Consider the following 17,873-nt stretch of genomic DNA (forward strand, 5'->3'; position numbering starts at 1 on the left):
GGAATATCCCCGCCCGCCGTGATCCTTCACACCCCCCTCCTGTCCTGCCGGACATCTCCCCCGCAAGGGGGGAGATCAGCTGGCATGTCCGCCTTCGCCAATCTTCAGCATCGCGGGACGGGCGCTCCTCGAACTGCCAACCTCCCACCTTGCGGGGGAGATGTCCGGCAGGACAGAGGGGGGTGGGCGGGAACTCACGCTATCCGAGGTTTCCATCTTAACCGGCGGACGAAGCTACGAAGCTAGTCTGTCGACCCCTCACACCTTGACCAGTTGCTCCACGCGGTCCTTGGCGCCGAAGATGCCGATGTAGCGCTCGATCTCCTTCTCGTCGCCGGTGGCCTTGGCCGGGTTGTCGGACAGCTTGACCGCCGGCCTGCCATTGGCTTCGGTCACCTTGCAGACCAGCGAGATGGCATCGAGGCTGTTGGTTTCGGTCGGGGCGCAGCCCTCGAAATCATTGGTCAGATTGGTGCCCCAGCCGAAAGACATGCGCACCTTGCCGCGGAAGTGGCGGTAGGTTTCCTCGATGGTTTCGACCTCGAGCCCGTCGGAGAAGATGAGCAGCTTCTGCTTTGGATCCTTGCCCTTTTCACGCCACCAGGAAATGATCTTCTCGCCACCCTCGATCGGCGGCGCGCTGTCGGGGCGAAAACCGGTCCAGTCGGCGACCCAGTCCGGCGCGTCGCGCAGGAACGAGGCGGTGCCGAAGGCGTCGGGCAGCACGATCAGCAGATTGCCGCCATAATAGCGCTGCCAGTCCTGCAGCACCTTGTAGGGCGACTGCTTCAGTTCCTTTTCCGACTTGGCGAGCGCGGCGAACACCATCGGCAGTTCATGCGCGTTGGTGCCCAGCGCTTCGAGGTCGTTGTCCATGGCAAGCAGCACGTTGGAGGTGCCGGTGAAGGCCTCGCCGATGCCCTCCTTCAGCGCCTCGACGCACCAGCGCTGCCAGAGGAAGGAATGGCGGCGGCGGGTGCCGAAATCGGAAATGCGAATGCCGGGCAACGCCTTCAACCGCTCGGTCTTGGCCCACATCTTGGCCTTGGCACGGGCATAGAGTACGTCGAGCGCGAAGGGCCCGAAGGCCCGCATGGCCGCGCGTGAACGCAATTCATTGATGATGGCGAGCGCCGGAATTTCCCACAGCGTCGTGTACATCCACGGGCCGCTGAAGGAGAGTTCGTACTGGCCGTCGCGCCTGGACAGCTGGTAGGCGGGCAGGCGGAAATTCTCCAGCCAGGCGAGGAATTCCGGCTCGAAGATCTGCTTGCGGCCGTAGAAATTGTTGCCGCCGAGCCAGATCATCTCCTTCTTGGAGAAACGCAAGGTGCGGGCATGGTCGAGTTGGTCGCGCAGCTCCGCCTCGTCGATCTCGTCGGCAAGGCGAACCGAAATGGTGCGGTTGATCAGCGAGAAGGTGGCGTCGACCTTGGGATACATGCCCCAGATCATCTGCAGCATCAAAAGCTTGTAGAAATCGGTGTCGAGCAGGCTGCGGACGATCGGGTCGAGCTTCCAGGTGTGGTTGTAGACGCGCCGCGCTATATCGGTCTTAGCCATGTCTCGATGCCGCCTTCGCTGCTCGCTCTAGCTTTTTTGTTTAGCGCAATTCCGGACGGAGAACCGCTGCGAACTTTTCCTGGAATTGCTCCAAATGCCTATTAGCATTGAATTTTCGAAAGCGCTGCCCGCTTTGCGGGCTGGCCCGACAAAAAGAAAATCCTGCTGCAAGCGCCAGGTTTCCTGCGAAGCGGGCTCAGGGTGCGGTCTTGGCGCCGATCACCTTCAGCGCCGGGCGCTTGCGGCGGATGCCGATGCGGCCCGCCACCGGCGCGTCGGCGCGGCTGTCGGCCTGCTCCTTCTCGGCGAACAGCCAGTCGATGAACAATTGCACGATCGGCGTCGATTTCATCTCGTTGCGGCAGACGACGTAGAAATCGTCGACCGCCGGCACCGACAGGCTGAATGGCGCGACAAGCAGTCCCCTGGCGAGCAGCGTGCTTGCGGTGACGGAATCGCCAAGCGCCACGCCATGGCCGTGGACCGCGGCTTCCGTTGCCGTGCGGGCGTCGCCGAGATGATGGCGGCGGCCGCGCTCCAGATCCAGCCCGTCGGCGGCCGCCAGCCAAGTGTGCCACTCGCGGCCGTCGTCGCCATGCAGAAAGACATGATCGGCAAGATCGCGCACGGTGCGGATCGGCCGGTTGTTGATCAGCGTCGGGCTGACCACCGGGAACAGTTCGAGGCCCGACCATTTGCGCATCCAGCAGTCGGTCCAGCTGCCGTCGCCATAATGCACGCAGACGTCGATATGCGGCGCGCGAATATCCCTGGCGTCGTTGGAGGGGATCAGCGTCAGCCTGATATCGGGATATTGCGCCATGAAGCTGCCCAGCCGTGGCGTCATCCAGAGCAAGAGCAGCGCCGGCACGCAGGACACCGAGAGCGTGCCGGCGCTGGCCGGCCTGGTCATGCGCTGGGTGGCGGCGGCGATGCCGTCGAAAGCGGCCGATACCGCAGGCAAAAGTTCGGCGCCGTGCGGTGTCAGCTTCACCCGCTGGCCGGTGCGTTCGAACAGCTTGACGCCGAGCGATTGTTCGAGCGCCTTGATCTGGTGGCTGATGGCGCCATGGGTGACGTTGAGCTCGGCGGCAGCCTTGGTCAGCGAGGCATGGCGAGCCGTCGCCTCGAAGGCGCGCAGGGGATTCAGCGGAGGCAGACGCTTGGCCATGGGACCTATGAACACTGTGAGATTTTCTCACAGTCGGCACCCTAACAATATCAATTGATTTTTCAATGCGGCTGCCAGACACTTTGCCTGCAATAGCATCAAGACGTGAAATCCGCAGGCAGCCAGCGGGACAGCGACCCGGCCGGATGACGGTCATCGCCAAGCATCGCGGGTGGCCGCACGGATAGGCCATCGAGGAGGAGCGGACATGGGTTATAACAGCGGCAAGCTCGAAGCGTTGCGTCGCAAATATGGCGAGAGCCATGGCGGCGAAATGTTCGACCCGAAATTCCGGCGCGTCGCCGACAAGATCTTTTCCAAGAGCGGCACAAGGCTGGCGCCCTATTCCGGTGTCCCGACCTTCCTCGCCGCGCCCTACCGGCAAATCGACGCCGACAATCCGGATTTCGGCGACCTGCAGGTGGCGATGATCGGCGTGCCGATGGATCTCGGCGTCACCAACCGGCCGGGCTCCCGTTTCGGACCGAGGGCGCTGCGCACCATCGAGCGCATCGGCCCCTATAACCATGTGCTGGAATGCGCGCCGACGCATGAGCTGAAGGTGGCCGACATCGGCGACGTGCCGTTCCAGAGCCGCTACCGGCTGGAGACCAGCCATGACGACATCGAGCGCCGCACCAACCAGATCGTCGATGCCGGCGTCATTCCGCTTTCAGTCGGCGGCGACCATTCGATCAGCCATCCGATCCTCAAGGCCATCGGCAAAAAGGCGCCGGTCGGCATGATTCATATCGACGCCCATTGCGACACCAGCGGGTTGTTCGACATGACCAAGTTCCACCATGGCGGGCCGTTCCGCAACGCCGTGCTGGACGGCGTGCTCGACCCGACCCGCACCATCCAGATCGGCATCCGCGGTTCGGCCGAATATCTGTGGGAGTTCACCTATGAATCCGGCATGACCGTGGTTCACGCCGAAGAGGTGACCGGCCTCGGCATCCCCGCCATCATCGAGAAGGCACGCAAGATTGTCGGCGACGGGCCAACCTATGTCTCCTTCGATATCGACAGCGTCGATCCGGCCTTTGCGCCGGGCACCGGCACACCGGAAGTCGGCGGACTGACGACGCGCGAGGTGCTCGAACTGTTGCGCGGCCTCAAGGGCCTCAACATCGTCGGCGGCGACGTCGTCGAGGTGGCGCCGCAATATGACGCGACCACCAACACTGCCCATGCCGGGGCGCAGGTGCTGTTCGAAATCCTCAGCCTGATGGTGTTCAGCCCGGCAATCACCGGCAAGGGAGCCTGATCCACTGACAAATCGAAGGTGGCCGCCGCGCTGGAGCCGGCGGCCATACTCAAACAAACAAGCTTCCAGCAGGGGAACGACAATGACACTTCACATGAAGCTCAAATCATCCATCGCCGCCGCGCTGATGCTCGCCGGCTTTGGTTTCACCTCTCAAGCCAGTGCCGACGCGATCGACGACATCACCAAGGCGGGCGCCATCAATGTCGGCATCTTCTCGGACTTTCCGCCCTTCTCCTCGGCCAGCGCCGATATGAGCATCAAGGGTTATGACATCGACGTGGCGCAGTTCATCGCCGATTCCTTGAAGGTGAAGCTCAACCTGGTCAGCGTGACCGGCCAGAACCGCATCCCCTACCTCACCGACAAGCGCGTCGACATACTGATGAGCGTCGGCTACTCCAAGGAGCGAGAACAGGTGATCGATTTCGCCGCCGCCTACGCGCCCTATTACATCGCCGTCATCGGCCCGGCAGCACTGGCGGTCAAAGGCAAGGAAGACCTTGCCGACAAGTCGATCGCCGTCAACCGCGGCACGCTGGAGGATACTTCGCTGACCGAGGCTGCACCGGCTTCAGCCGACATCCGCCGCTTCGACAACTACAATTCCGTCATCCAGGCCTTCATCTCGGGCCAGACCCAGCTGATGGTCGTCGGCAACGATGTCGGCGCCCAGGTGCTGGCCAAGCAGGATGCGCTGAAGCCGGAGCAGAAGTTCCAGCTCCTCACCTCGCCCTCGCATATCGGCCTCAACAAGAACGAGGACCGGCTGAAGCAGGCGGTCAACGACGCGGTCGCCAAGATGCTGGCCGACGGCAAGCTGGACGAAAGCTCGAAGGCCTGGCTGAAGACGCCGCTCAATCCCGACAACCTCAAGGACTAATCCAGAGCCTGTTCCATCCCGATCCAATCGGGATGGGGCTCTATCTCAGTGTTTGAGCATGATCTTTTCCGAAAACCGGACGCCACTTTTTGCTGCGCTGACCTTCGGTTCGGGATCATGCCTAGAGCGTCAGGATCTATCCTCATGGGCTACGGCCTCGACTTCGGCTGGCTTGCGGGTGCTGCAGGCGCAATTGCGCGCGGTGCGGCCACGACGATCCTGTTGATCGTCGTGGCCACGCTCGTGGGAACGCTGCTCAGCATCCTCGGCGCGGCAGGGCGGCGAAACGGTCCCGTGCTGCTCAAGCGGGCAATCGGCGTCTATGTCGAGGTGATGCGCAACACGCCGTTCCTGGTGCAGCTCTTCTTCATCTTCTTCGGGCTGCCCAGCATCGGCATAAGGCTCGATCCGATCCTGGCCGCCATGCTGGCGATGACGCTCAACATGGCGGCCTACACGATCGAGATCGTCGGCGCCGGGCTGGACGCGGTGCCGCGCGGACAGACGGAGGCAGCACTGGCGCTTGGGCTCAGGCCACGCCAGGTGTTCGTCAAGATCGTGCTGCCGCAGGCGCTCAAGGTGATCTATCCGGCGCTGACCAGCCAGATCATCATCATGATGCTGGAATCGGCCGTCGTGTCGCAGATCGCGGTGCGTGAACTCACCTATGAGGCCGACATGCTGCAGGCGCGCACCTTCCGCGCCTTCGAGACCTACCTGGTGGTGACGATGGTCTATCTCGTCTTGTCGATGGGATTGCGCCGGCTGCTGGTATCAGGCGGGCGCCGGGTTCTGGGAGCCGGCGTGTCATGATCGAATTCACCTTCTGGGACATTTTGCGCAACCTTCTGCTGGCAGCGCGCTGGACCGTGCTTCTGTCGCTGGCGGCCTTCGTCGGCGGCGGCGTGGTCGGCATGGTCGTGCTGTTCTTGCGCATCGCCAAGAACAAATGGAGCCGACGCATTGCCTCGGGCTACATCGCGCTGTTCCAGGGAACGCCGCTGTTGATGCAGCTCTTCCTGATGTTCTTCGGCCTGCCGATGCTCGGCCTGCGCATCGAGCCGTGGACAGCGGCAGCACTCGGCCTCACCTTCTTCGCCAGCGCCTATCTGGCCGAGATCTGGCGCAGCGGCGTCGATGCGCTGCCGCGCGGCCAGTGGGACGCCGGCGCCAGCCTCGGCCTTCACTATCTCCAGGAACTGAGGCTGATCATCCTGCCGCAGGCATTCTCGATCACCCGCGCGCCGACCGTCGGCTTCCTGGTGCAGCTGATCAAGTCGACGGCGCTGACCTCGATCATCGGCTTCGAGGAGCTGGTAAGAACTTCCAACGCGATCAACAACGCGACCTTCGAGCCGTTCAAGGTCTACGGGCTGGTCGCCTTGATCTTCTTCGTCATGTGCTTCCCGCTGACGCAGTATGCACGCGCGCTCGAACGGCGGGCGGCTGGCCACTGAACCACGAGCATGACCAACATCGACGGCGACTACGAACTAGAGCCTGTTCCACCCCGATGGAATCGGGATGGGGCTCTATCCTTTTGTTTGAGCATGATCTTTTCCGAAAACCAGATTCCACTTTTCGGGATCATGCTCTAGGAAGCTGTCCCTGTGTCAGGCGCGAATGCGACGAAAAAGAGTTTCCACGATCACGTTAAACCGCTCCGGGTCATCGAACGCCCGGGCGGCGAGCATGGCTCCGTATACGGCCGCCATAAAAGCTTGCGCCTCGACGTCGGGGGATGCCTCGAGACGCACTGACCCCTGCTCTACGCCGAGTTCCAACAGCCGCTCCAGCCATTTGCCGAGGTCGGCGAAATGACCGCGGACGGAAACTGCCACCTCTTCGGGTAGACCGGGCAATTCGGCAGCCAGCACGGCAGCCAGGCAGAAGGGAGCGGACTGATCCTTGATACAGCGTTCCCAATACCCTGTATAAAACCGCAGTTGATCTATTGCGACCGGCGAGCCTTCCTCCAGCGCCGCAATCTGGGCTCGAATACCGGCACGCGCTTGTTCGACAACTGCCACGACCAAATCGACTTTCGAGGGGAAGTGGTGGTGGATGCTAGCCTTGCGGATGCCAAAGCGCTCCGCCAGGTCGGCATAGCTGAAGCCGTTGTAGCCAACACGCATGATGAGCTGGGCGGCTCCGCCAACCAATTTGCCCGCAGTGTCACTCAGTGCAGTGTTCATTGTCTACCTTCTGATAGGTTGAGGTAGGAAATTCTGCCGATCCTTGCAAGTTTTGTCCGAGCCGGCGGGCCGGTTCAACTGTCAGTCTGTTTCGAAAAAGAAATGCGCCGTCCCGGGAAGACAGCGCACCAGCCCTCAGCAGAAAAGAACGACTGCATATCGGACAGTTTCAAGGGGCGCACCTAGCTGGCGATCCGCGGTGCCTTCCGAAGAATGTCGCTGACCGTCAGCCACACTGCCGACACCAGGAAGTAGAAAGCACCAAACGCAGCGTATGGCGCGACATTCGTGATGCCGATATCTTCAACGCCACCAGCCATTTTCACAAAGAAGATTCCGGCCAGCGCCGATTGAGCACCGCTCAAGATCATCGCCCACTGCGCGCCACTGGTCTTCCAGCGCCGCACGGCAGTAGTCAGCTGAAACAGCCCAGATAGAACAGCCCAGACGCCATAGACCGCGAGCACCGCGTTCATGCTGTTGGTCAGCGCGATAGCGACCGCCAAAGTGGCAAGCACGCTGATGACAAAGTTCAGCAGCTGCGACTTGTTGCGGCTCATCCCGCCTGTGCGCTGGGCATCGACGAAGTTCGCCAGGGCGTCCCAGGCAGGATACGCCACCAGCATGATCGCGGCCAAAGGCGGCATGGTCTTGGCGACGGTAAAGGCTAATGCGACCCATGCCGCGGAGACGGCGAACCGCACAAAGTAATAGCTTTTTAGCCATGTGTTTGAAGCTTGAGCGAGGTTATCAGTGTTTTGAGCAAGCATGCCTGTTTTCCATGTTGGTTGATAGGATATCTACCTACTAGCAGGTAGGTAGATATCGGTCAACATTCTCCGGTCCATCAAATAAGGTCGGCTGAGTGCGGACCGCGCGCCATGGCCAGAGGCCGGCTGACGCAAGACATGACGGCCACCGGACGACCGGCAGCCCGCCTTCCTCAATGCCCAAACACCAGCGGTGGCGCGATGCGGTCGCGTCGCAGCCAGCGGGCCATGAGCAACGCCGCCACCACCGCCAGCCCCAACGACAGGCCGATCCAGATGCCGACGCCGTTGAGGCCGAAACGGAAGGCCAGCAGCACGCCGAGCGGCAGGCCGACGCCCCAATAGCCGATCGCGGCGTAGATCATCGGCACCTTGGTGTCGTGCAAACCGCGCAGCATGCCGCTGGCCACGGCCTGTGCGCCGTCGAAAATCTGGAACAGTGCGGCAAAGGCCAGGAACGACACCGCAAGTGCGATCACTCTGGTGTTGGCCGGATTGCCGAGATCGATGAAGGCGCTGATCAGGAGATGCGGCCACAGGATCATCACCAGGCCCATCAGCGCCATGAAGGACACGCCGATGACGAAGGCGGTCCAGCCGGCGCGGGAAACGCCCTCGGGGTTGCCGGCGCCATGGGCGAGCCCAACGCGCACCGTCGCCGCCTGGTTGAGGCCAAGCGGCACCATGAAGGAGATCGAGGCGATCTGGATGGCGATGGCGTGCGCTGCCAGCGAATCCGCATCGATCAGGCCCATCAGAAAGGCTGCCGCGTTGAAGATCGTCACCTCGAAGGCCAAAATGCCGGCGATCGGCAGGCCGAGCCGCAGCAGCCCCTTGAAGCGCGGCCAGTCGGCGCGCCAGAAACGCCCGAACAGGCGGTAGCGGCGAAACTTCGGCTCGAGCATCAGCACCAGCGCCATGCCGGCGAACATCAGCGTGCTGGACAGCGAGGTGGCGAGGCCCGAGCCGGCGATGCCCATCGAAGGGACGCCGAGGTTGCCGAACATGAACACCCAGTTGAACAGGGCGTTGCAGACGACAGCGACGAAGACGATGACCAGCGCCCAGCCCGGCCGCTCCAGCGCGGAGATGAACGAGCGCAGCACGATGTAGCCATAGAAAGGCAGCACCGCCCATTCCAGCCAGCGCAGATAGATGCCGGCCTGCTGCGCCAGCGCCGGTTCCTGACCCATGGCCAGCAGAATTGGCTCGCCGTGCCAGAGAAAGATCCAGATCGGGATCGAGATGAGGATCGCCAGCCAAAGACCCTGCCGCACAGTGCGGCGCAGGTCGCGCACGGAATGGCGGCGGCGGCCAAGCTCGGTCGCCATCATCGGCGAGGTCGCCAGCATCAGGCCGAGGCCGAAGATCATCGGCATGAAATAGAGGTTGGCGCCAAGCGCGCCGCTGGCCAGCGTGCCCGGCCCCAGCCGGCCCATCATCATGACGTCGGTGGCGGTCATCGCGGTCTGGCCGAGATTGGTCAGCACCATCGGCCAGGCGAGTGCCAGCATCGCCCTGATTTCCTGACGCCAAAGATTTTCCGGCGCGCGAGCGCCGGCTTCCACCGCAGTCATTGTTTCGCCTATCCGATTGCGGCGCGTCGGCCAAAAGCCGGAAGCCGCGTCTCAGCGCGGAAAATGACCGTGGTCGGTCCGGATTCCGCATTAACGGCATGGCTTGTCCACGAAATATGCCGCCATGGCAAGAGGCTGGTATCGGCAAGGGTTAAGCCAGTATGCGGACGGCACTACGCGCCCTGTCATTCAAGTGGACGATGACGGTGCTTGCCCTGAGAAGCGAGGATGTCGAGTTTTCGTATCAAGACTTTCGCTGCTAGTGCATTTTGCCCAAAAGCATGCCCATGGGCTCGACCCGAAGGTGTGCGGCAGTTTGGGACAACAGCATACACAAAAACAAAGACTTAAGGCGCGTCGAATCTGTTCAAACGCGACGCGCTTCAAGCGAGGAACGAGGAAAACACCCCATGTTTCATGCAACGCTGCGGAGCGTCCGCGGCCGCGTTTCCGGCGTTTGTTTGCTTGCCGCCACAATCCCTCTCACTGGCGTGGAGGCGCGGGCAAACGATGTCGATGCGGCGATTGTTTTCGCGATCGACACGTCCGCCTCGATCAGCATCGAACATGCGACCCTGCAGCGACAGGGACATGTCGAGGCACTCCGTTCGAAAGATGTGGCGGATGCCATAGAAGGTGGTCCGGTCGGATGCATTGCCATAACCTACATCCAATGGTCGAGCGTCGGACGCCTCCAGACAATATTGCCCTGGACGACAATTTGCGATGGGGAGCAGGCCGCGGCTGCGGCCTCAGCCATCGACAGGGTGGGCGACACGGGCCGTGGGCGCAGCTATCGCGGAAGAACGTCCATTTCCTTCGCGATCGACATCAGCAGCCAGTTGCTCGACAGATTTCAGGGAACCGCGACGAAGAAGATCATCGATGTTTCGTCGAATGGAACCAACAATGACGGGCTGCCGGTGGCGGAAAGCCGGCTGAGAACGATTGCCAAGGGTTACATCATCAACGCAATCGCCGTGGCACGAGACGAACCCGGCGTTACCGCCGACCTTCCCCGCTACCTCAGGGAGAATGTCATCGGCGGGGCGGGATCGTTCGTTATCGCTCCCGATACGCCGGCCGACTATTCGACCGCCATTCGCAGAAAGCTCGTTCTGGAGATCAGCAATGTCGCGCCAGGCAATGGCTGCACGACCTGCTACCGGACGCTGCGGTCCCTTCTCTAGTTTATCCGCCTCGGCCGGTGCATTTCGGAAACAGCGAGGATCGCCGCCGGCCCTCGCGAAATCTGGCTATGCCGGTTGCAATAGCGCAGAAAGCAGGGACTGTAGAGGCGGATTAGGTCTGTTCCTCAGGCGGCTCCCGCCGGGCGGGCGGTGTACCAATTGTCTCGAAAGGCATGCGGATGAGCGCGTTTGCGGAAATCACCCTGGTTCGGCACGGCGAGACCGAATGGAGTGCATCCGGAAAGCACACGGGACGGACCGACATACCCTTGACCCTTGCCGGCGAGGAAGCCGCCCGGCGGATCGCCGAGCGCCTGCAGGGCCTGTCGTTCCAGGCTGTCTGGTCGAGCCCGTCGCAGCGCGCCTTCAGGACCTGCGCGCTGGCCGGCTTCGGTGCGGCCGGGCTGAAAAAGCCGGACCTGGCGGAATGGGACTATGGCGCCTACGAAGGGCTGACCACGAAGCAGATCCTTGCCGAGCGGACGGGCTGGCGGCTTTTTCGCGACGGCTGTCCGGACGGCGAGATGGCGGAGGACGCGGGCGCGCGGGCGGATCGCATCGTCAGCGAACTGCGCGCCGTCAACGGCAACGTCCTGGTGTTTTCAAGCGCGCATTTCCTGCGCGTGCTGGCGGCGCGCTGGCTCGGCCTGCCGCCGCAAGACGGCGCCCTCTTTGTCCTGGATACCGCTGGCATAAGCGTGCTCGGCTACGAGCACGACCTTGGCGAACCGGTCGTCCGGCGTTGGAACCAGAGATAGCCGCCGTTCGAAACTACCTGATCTCGTCCAGCGCCTGCCTCTGCCGGTGCATTTCCAGAAATACAAGGTAGTCGCGATCGAACCGGCCGCTGGCTGCCGGATTCGACAGCCGCTTCCTGCCGCCCTGCTGCATGGCGACGCAGGCGGCGTTCAGACCGGGAAAAAGCCCGGCGGCGGTGGCCGCGACCATGCCGGTGCCGAGCAGCACCGCCTCATCGGCAAGCGGCTCGACCACGGTGCAGCCGGTTGCGTCGGCATAAAGCTCCATCAGCAGCGGGTTCTTGGTGTGGCCGCCGGTGACATGCAGAGTGTCGATCAGATAGCCGTTCTCATTCAGCGCCTCCAGCACATGGCGCACGCCAAGCGCGATGCCGACGGCGGTGCGCCAATAGAGCTTGCACAGGCTGTCGAAGGAGGAATCGAGCGTCAGCCCGCTGATGACGCCGACCGCATGCGGGTCGGCGAGCGGCGAGCGGTTGCCGTGGAAATCCGGCAGCACATGCAGCCTTCCCGCAAGGTTCTCGCCATCGACGGCGCGCAGTTCGGCGACTCGCCGGGCGATCCTGGCATGCATGGCGGCGTCCGGCTCGCCGCCGGCGCCGTGCCAACGGATGATGTGGTCGAGCAACGCACCAGTGGCCGACTGGCCGCCTTCCGACAGCCACAGGCCCGGAAGGGCCGCGCCATAATACGGGCCCCAGACGCCGGCAAAAGGCTGCGGGTCGGGCGACATCGCCATGACGCAGCTCGATGTGCCGGCGATCAATGCCAGGTGGCGGCCGATATTCCCCGCGTCGCCGGCGAAACCGCCGAGCACGCCGAGCGCACCGGCATAGGCGTCGATGACGCTCGCGCCGACCCGGCACGTTTCGGTCAGGCCAAGCTCTGCCGCCGCTTCAGCGGAGAGCGCGCCTATATCAGCGCCGACCGGGCTTGCCTTCTCCGGCAGATTGCCGTGCTGGAAGAGATCGCCGAGCCCGACCGTTTCGAAGAAGTCGCGCCGCCAGCCGGTCTCCTCATGCGCGAGATAGGTCCATTTGGCGGTCAGCGTGCATTGCGAGCGGGCAAGCGAGCCGGTCGCTTTCCAGGTCAGGAAATCGGCAAGGTCGAACAGATAGCCGGCTTCATTCCATGTGCCGGGCAGGTTGCGCTTCAGCCACATCAGTTTCGGCGTCGCCATTTCCGGCGACATGACGCCGCCGATATAGTCGAGCACGGCATGGCCGCTTTCGGTACATTCATCGGCCTCGGCAATGGCGCGGTGATCGAGCCAGACGATGGTGTCCCAGCGCCTTTCGCCGGTGACCGACACGCTGAGCTGGCCGCCGTCCTTGTCCCGCACCACTAGCGAGCAGGTGGCGTCGAAGGAGATGCCGACAATGTCGCGCGCCATTACGCCCGATTTTTCGCGCGCGGCGCGCACGGCAATACAGACCGCCGACCAGATGTCTTCGGAATTGTGCTCGGCGTGATCGGCCTTGGGCTGGTTCATGGCGATCGGATGCTCGGCGCGGCCGAGCAAAGTGCCTTTGGTGTCGAGAATGCCCGCACGGGCGCTCCCGGTGCCGACATCGACCGCGCAAACGAAACTGTTGGTCAAGATGCTTTTACTCTCGCTCCCAAGCCTGCAATCAGATCGGGCAATTGCAGCATGTCAGCGAATATAAAGTCCGGCTCACTCGACGCAAGTCGCGCTTTCAAGGCCGGGTTGCCGGCATGCGAGCCGCCGGTGAAGGCGAAGACGCGCATGCCCGCCGCCCGCGCCGCCACGATGCCGGCCGGACTGTCCTCGATGACGAGGCAGTTCCGGGGTGTCGCGCCCATTTTCATGGCGGCATGGAGAAAGAGATCCGGCGCCGGCTTGCCATGCGCGACCATGGCGGCGCTGAACAGATGCGGCTCCATGAGTCCGAGCAGTCCGGTGACATCGAGTGCGTAGCGGATGCGATCGAGCGTGCCGGACGAGGCGACGCAGTATGGCACGCCGAGCCTCGGCAGTACTTCCCCGATGCCGGGTATCGGCTTCAGCTCCTCGCGAAATTTGCGCATCAGCTCGACGCGCATCGCGGTGAGATGCCCGTCGGTGATGTCGAGCCCGAAGTCGCGGCCGAGGATTTCGCGGACGCTCTTCATGCTCTTGCCGAGGAAATGCTCATAGGCTGCATCCTCGCCGACCGTACCGCCGGCGAGAGCGATCATGCCGAGCAGTGCGGCGACCGACAGCGCCTCGCTGTCGACCAGCACGCCGTCACAGTCGAAGATGACCAGCTCGGGCGTCATCGCGGTGGCCAATCTCAGAGCTTGCCCGCGAGATACTGCGTCAGCGTCGCGCGCACGCCATTCGCCCAGAGCAGCGTGAGCGCACGCGCGAAGGCTTCGGCAAACGGCGCCGAGCGGCCGACATCGCCATAGATGTCTTCCATGGCAAGCCAGGCGGCGGGCGCATCCTTCGCCGCTTTTGCCGTCGTTTGCAGCCGGTCCCAGTTCGGGTCGTTGGGTTCGATGACGGCGCCGCTATCGGACGTGCCGAAGCAGTAACGGCACCACAGAGCTGATTCCAGCGCGAGGCCCTCGACGCTTTTTCCCGCCTTCAGCCGGTCGGCGATGGTCGGAATGATGAATTTCGGCTGGCGGTTGGAGCCGTCGAGACAAAGCCGCCGGATGGTGTCGCCGATCTTCGGGTTGGAGAAGCGGCTCTCGATGAGCTGATAGTAGTCTTCCAGCTTCGTGTCCGGCACCGGCGGCACCGTCGGAATGATCTCGTCGTGCTCCAGCTTGGCGAGAAAGCCGCGCACGAGCGGCTCCTGCATCGCTTCATGGACGAAATGGATGTCCATCAGCCCGGCCGGATAGGCAATCGTCGCATGACCGCCATTGAGGATGCGGATCTTCATCAGCTCATAGGGCGCGACATCCCCAACGAACTGCACGCCAACCTTTTCCAACGGCGGCCTGCCGTCGGTGAAATGGTCCTCCAGCACCCACTGCTTGAAAGGTTCGCAGAACACCGGCCAGTTGTCCTCAAGGCCGAACTCGCTGGCAAGGATGCCGCGCTCGCGGTCGGTGGTGGCCGGCGTGATGCGGTCGACCATGCCATTCGGGAAGGCGACGTTCTGGCCGATCCAGTCGGCGAGATCCTCGTCGATCAGGCGGGCGAGGCCGATGACGCCATCGGACGTAACATGGCCATTGTGGGGGATGTTGTCGCAGGACATGACCGTGAACGGTACGATGCCGTCGTCGCGGCGGCGCATTAGGCCGGCAAGGATGATGCCGAAGACCGTCTTCGGTGTCGCGCCGGGTTGAGCGTCGGCGACGATGTCGGGATGGGAGGAATTGAACAGGCCCGACGCGGGGTCGATGAAGTAGCCGCCCTCGGTGATGGTCAGCGAGACGATCCTGATTGCCGGATCGGCAAGCTGCTCGATGATCGCCTCGGCATCGCCCGGCATCAGGAAGTCGATCATGACGCCGGTGACGCGAGCGCTCATATGGCCTGAGTCCTGCTCGACGACAGTGGTCAGCCAATCCTGCTCCGCAAGCTTGCCGCGGCCGACCTTCTCGACGTCGAATACGCCGGCGCCAACAATTGCCCAGTCATGGCCGGCACCCGAATTGAACAGATCGTCGAGATAGACCGCCTGATGCGAGCGGTGGAAATTGCCAACGCCGAAATGCACGATACCGGCCTTTAGCGCGGTGCGATCGTATTTCGGGCCAGCAACCTTGGCAGGAAGATTGGCGAGGATTGAAGAAGAGAGTTTCACGGTCATCTGCTTTTACCCTTTGGCGGGACGGCTCTTCTCCCTGTGGAGGGACGGGGAGAAGAGCGCCCTCACCCCCTCAACTCATCCACTGGCCGCCATCGACATTGTAGGTCTGGGCGACGATGTAGTCGGCATCCTCGCTGGCCAGGAACACGGCCATGCCTGTCAAGTCTTCCGGCCTGCCCATGCGGCCGTAAGGCACGCCTTCGCCGACCAGCCTCCTCTTCTCGCCCTTTGGCCGGTTCTCGTATCTGGCGAACAGCGCATCGACCTCGTCCCACATATCGCTTTCGACGACGCCGGGCGCGATGCCGTTGACGTTGATGCGGTGCCTGATCAGGGCGAGCCCGGCCGATTGGGTGAGCGAAATGACGGCGGCCTTGGTGGCGCAATAAACGGCGACCAGAGGCTCGCCACGTCGGCCGGCCTGGCTCGCCATATTGATGATCTTGCCGCCCTTGCCGCTGGCGATCATCGAGCGGCTTGCCGCCTGCAGCATGAACAGCGTGCCGGCGACATTGACGGAAAACAGCTTTTCGTAGCTCGCCCTGGTGATCTCGACGATCGGCGCCAGGTCGAAAAGCGCGGCGTTGTTGATCAATATATCCAACCCGCCGGTCCTGGCCTCGACCGCCTTGACCGCCGCCTCGATCGAGGACAGATCGGCGACGTCGAGCCTGACCGCATAGGCATTCTTGCCGATTTCCGAGGCGGTCTTTTCCGCCGCTTCGAGATTGATGTCGGCAATCGCCACCGTGGCGCCTTCGCGAACATAGGCTTCGGCGAAGGCTTTGCCGATGCCGCGCGCCGACCCGGTGATCAGCGCCGATTTGCCCTTCAGCCTCACTGCGCCATCGCCTTTCCGTCGGCGCCGAAGCGGTGCAACTTCGCCTTGTCCGGAGTGAGATAGATCGTGTCGCCGTGACGCACGGCCAGTTCGCCGTCGGCACGCACCGTCAATGGCCCGACGCCGTCGGCTTGCACGTGCAGGAAGGTGTCGGAGCCGAGATGTTCGGCGACGCCGACCGTGGCTTTCCAGTCGCCCGACGTCGTCGAGATGTTCATGTGCTCAGGCCTGATGCCGACGGTTTTGGCGCCATATTTGGCCGCCGGCGCACCTTCGATCAGGTTCATCTTGGGCGAGCCGATGAAACCGGCGACGAACAGGTTCCTCGGCGTCTTGTAGAGCTCCATCGGCGAGCCGACCTGTTCGATGTTGCCGGCATTGAGCACGACGATCTTGTCGGCCATGGTCATCGCCTCAACCTGGTCATGGGTGACGTAGATCATCGTCGTCTTGAGCTGATGATGCAGTTCGCTGATCTCAAGGCGCATGGTGCCGCGCAGGGCCGCGTCGAGATTGGACAGCGGCTCGTCGAACAGGAAGGCCGAAGGCTGGCGCACGATGGCGCGGCCGATGGCGACGCGCTGGCGCTGGCCGCCGGAGAGCTGGCCGGGGCGGCGTTCGAGATAGTTGGTGAGGTTCAGGACGCGCGCGGCGTCCTTCACCTTCCTGTCGATGGTCGCCTGGTCCTCGCCGGCCATCTTCAGCGGGAAGGCGATATTCTTGGCCACCGTCATGTGCGGGTAAAGCGCATAGGACTGGAACACCATGGCCAGCTTGCGCTTGGCCGGCGCCTCGCCGGTCACGTCGCGGCCGTCGATGTCGATATTGCCGCCGCTGGTGTCCTCGAGCCCGGCGATCAACCTGAGCAACGTGGACTTGCCGCAGCCCGACGGGCCGACGAAGACGACGAACTCGCCGTTCTCGATCACCAGGTCGATGCCCGGGATGATAACCGTCGACCCAAAAGACTTGGAGACGTTCTTGAGCGTGATGTTTCCCATGGTTTCCTCCCCGAGGGGTTATTTTCGCCGATTGCTTAAGGCAACGTCCCTATTTCACGGCGCCAAATGTCAGGCCGCGCACCAGCTGCTTCTGGCTGAACCAACCCATGATCAGGATCGGCGCGATCGCCAGCGTCGAGGCCGCCGACAGCTTGGCCCAGAACAGGCCTTGCGGGCTGGAGAAGGAGCTGATGAAGGCGGTGAGCGGTGCTGCTTCGGTGGTGGTTAGCCGGATCGTCCAGAACGCCTCGTTCCACGCCAGGATGATGTTGAGCAGCATCGTCGAGGCGATGCCCGGTATCGCCATCGGCGTCAGCACATAGACGATCTCGTTCCACAGCGAGGCGCCGTCCATTCGCGCCGCTTCCAGGATCTCGCCAGGGATCTCGCGGAAGTAGGTGTAGAGCATCCACACAACGATCGGCAGGTTGATCAGCATCAGCATGATCATCAGGCCGATGCGGCTGTCGAGCAATCCGGTGTCGCGGAAGATCAGGTACATCGGGAACAGCACGGCAACCGCCGGCATCATCTTGGTCGAGAGCATCCACATCAGGATGTCCTTGGTCCACTTGCCAGGCGAGAAGGCCATCGACCATGCCGCCGGTATGGCGACAAGCAAGGCCAGAATGGTCGAGCCGACCGACAGCAGCACCGAGTTGAGGAAGAACTTGAAGTAGCCGCTCTGCGCCTGCACCTCGGAATAGCTTTCCATGGTCCCCGAGGGGAACAGGTTGAAGCCCTGGATCGCCTCCTGTTCCGATTTGAACGAGGTGATGACCGTATAGAGGATCGGGAAGAAGATCAGCAGGGCGACGATCCAGGCGGCCGCGGTCGCGATCGTCTTGTGCTGGGTGGTGACTGCACGTGCCATCTTATCC

At 62.8% G+C, this 17,873-nt stretch carries 17 protein-coding genes; 6 read left to right on the forward strand and 11 right to left on the reverse strand.

From position 1 onward, the window contains the following. Positions 1–258 precede the first annotated feature (258 nt). Together pncB and gcvA are read right to left on the reverse strand one after the other, a co-directional pair. Positions 259–1,563 carry a nicotinate phosphoribosyltransferase gene (gene pncB / locus MESS4_RS02085; RefSeq protein WP_006325895.1) on the reverse strand — a complete coding sequence of 435 codons (1,305 nt, stop codon included), beginning with the start codon at positions 1,561–1,563 and terminating at the stop codon, positions 259–261. Between the two features lie 196 nt (positions 1,564–1,759). Continuing rightward, positions 1,760–2,734 carry a transcriptional regulator GcvA gene (gcvA, locus tag MESS4_RS02090; protein ID WP_006325900.1) on the reverse strand — a complete coding sequence of 325 codons (975 nt, stop codon included), beginning with the start codon at positions 2,732–2,734 and terminating at the stop codon, positions 1,760–1,762. A gap of 208 nt (positions 2,735–2,942) precedes the next feature. Between gcvA and speB the strand changes: the two genes are divergently transcribed. From speB to MESS4_RS02110, 4 genes are all read left to right on the forward strand, one after another. Next, positions 2,943–4,004: an agmatinase gene (gene speB / locus MESS4_RS02095; RefSeq protein ID WP_006325901.1), complete on the forward strand. Its 1,062-nt coding sequence runs from the start codon at positions 2,943–2,945 to the stop codon at positions 4,002–4,004. A gap of 82 nt (positions 4,005–4,086) precedes the next feature. Continuing rightward, positions 4,087–4,887 (forward strand): transporter substrate-binding domain-containing protein, encoded by an 801-nt coding sequence (locus MESS4_RS02100; RefSeq protein ID WP_006325902.1) that lies wholly within the window; start codon positions 4,087–4,089, stop codon positions 4,885–4,887. A gap of 144 nt (positions 4,888–5,031) precedes the next feature. Next, positions 5,032–5,700, forward strand: coding sequence for an amino acid ABC transporter permease (locus tag MESS4_RS02105; RefSeq protein WP_006325913.1), 669 nt, complete (start codon positions 5,032–5,034; stop codon positions 5,698–5,700). After that, positions 5,697–6,344 (forward strand): amino acid ABC transporter permease, encoded by a 648-nt coding sequence (locus MESS4_RS02110; RefSeq protein ID WP_006325919.1) that lies wholly within the window; start codon positions 5,697–5,699, stop codon positions 6,342–6,344. The genes MESS4_RS02105 and MESS4_RS02110 overlap by 4 nt, the downstream gene beginning before the upstream one ends. 156 nt (positions 6,345–6,500) lie before the next feature. Here the strand turns inward: MESS4_RS02110 and MESS4_RS02115 are convergent, their stop codons facing one another. The 3 genes from MESS4_RS02115 to MESS4_RS02125 all read right to left on the reverse strand — a co-directional run bounded on the left by MESS4_RS02115 (position 6,501) and on the right by MESS4_RS02125 (position 9,429). After that, a complete protein-coding gene (locus MESS4_RS02115) occupies positions 6,501–7,082 on the reverse strand; it encodes a TetR/AcrR family transcriptional regulator (RefSeq protein WP_006325920.1) in 582 nt (193 codons plus the stop codon). A gap of 182 nt (positions 7,083–7,264) precedes the next feature. Beyond that, entirely contained in the window at positions 7,265–7,852 is a 588-nt protein-coding gene (locus MESS4_RS02120; protein WP_006325923.1) for a DUF308 domain-containing protein, read from the reverse strand. A gap of 173 nt (positions 7,853–8,025) precedes the next feature. Then, positions 8,026–9,429 (reverse strand): MATE family efflux transporter, encoded by a 1,404-nt coding sequence (locus tag MESS4_RS02125; protein ID WP_036240441.1) that lies wholly within the window; start codon positions 9,427–9,429, stop codon positions 8,026–8,028. 287 nt (positions 9,430–9,716) lie between these two features. Between MESS4_RS02125 and MESS4_RS02130 the strand changes: the two genes are divergently transcribed. Together MESS4_RS02130 and MESS4_RS02135 are read left to right on the forward strand one after the other, a co-directional pair. Continuing rightward, entirely contained in the window at positions 9,717–10,619 is a 903-nt protein-coding gene (locus MESS4_RS02130; protein WP_244441039.1) for a DUF1194 domain-containing protein, read from the forward strand. 179 nt (positions 10,620–10,798) lie between these two features. Next, positions 10,799–11,377: a histidine phosphatase family protein gene (locus tag MESS4_RS02135; RefSeq protein WP_006325931.1), complete on the forward strand. Its 579-nt coding sequence runs from the start codon at positions 10,799–10,801 to the stop codon at positions 11,375–11,377. Between the two features lie 13 nt (positions 11,378–11,390). On the opposite strand, the gene MESS4_RS02140 is transcribed toward MESS4_RS02135, so the two are convergent. The 6 genes from MESS4_RS02140 to MESS4_RS02165 all read right to left on the reverse strand — a co-directional run bounded on the left by MESS4_RS02140 (position 11,391) and on the right by MESS4_RS02165 (position 17,866). Further along, positions 11,391–12,977: an FGGY-family carbohydrate kinase gene (locus MESS4_RS02140; RefSeq protein WP_006325936.1), complete on the reverse strand. Its 1,587-nt coding sequence runs from the start codon at positions 12,975–12,977 to the stop codon at positions 11,391–11,393. Beyond that, positions 12,974–13,657 carry an HAD family hydrolase gene (locus MESS4_RS02145; RefSeq protein ID WP_036240463.1) on the reverse strand — a complete coding sequence of 228 codons (684 nt, stop codon included), beginning with the start codon at positions 13,655–13,657 and terminating at the stop codon, positions 12,974–12,976. The genes MESS4_RS02140 and MESS4_RS02145 overlap by 4 nt, the downstream gene beginning before the upstream one ends. Positions 13,658–13,671: 14 nt before the next feature. Next, on the reverse strand, positions 13,672–15,150 hold the full coding sequence (locus MESS4_RS02150) for a mannitol dehydrogenase family protein (RefSeq protein ID WP_006325938.1): 1,479 nt from the start codon (positions 15,148–15,150) through the stop codon (positions 13,672–13,674). A gap of 70 nt (positions 15,151–15,220) precedes the next feature. Further along, positions 15,221–15,991 (reverse strand): L-iditol 2-dehydrogenase, encoded by a 771-nt coding sequence (locus tag MESS4_RS02155; RefSeq protein ID WP_006325950.1) that lies wholly within the window; start codon positions 15,989–15,991, stop codon positions 15,221–15,223. After that, on the reverse strand, positions 15,988–16,992 hold the full coding sequence (locus MESS4_RS02160) for an ABC transporter ATP-binding protein (protein WP_006325952.1): 1,005 nt from the start codon (positions 16,990–16,992) through the stop codon (positions 15,988–15,990). Before MESS4_RS02160 ends, MESS4_RS02155 begins: the two co-directional genes overlap by 4 nt. 49 nt (positions 16,993–17,041) lie before the next feature. Then, positions 17,042–17,866, reverse strand: coding sequence for a carbohydrate ABC transporter permease (locus MESS4_RS02165; RefSeq protein ID WP_006325953.1), 825 nt, complete (start codon positions 17,864–17,866; stop codon positions 17,042–17,044). Positions 17,867–17,873 lie beyond the last annotated feature (7 nt).

Source organism: Mesorhizobium sp. STM 4661, assembly GCF_000359125.1.
Classification (GTDB): Bacteria; Pseudomonadota; Alphaproteobacteria; order Rhizobiales; family Rhizobiaceae; genus Mesorhizobium.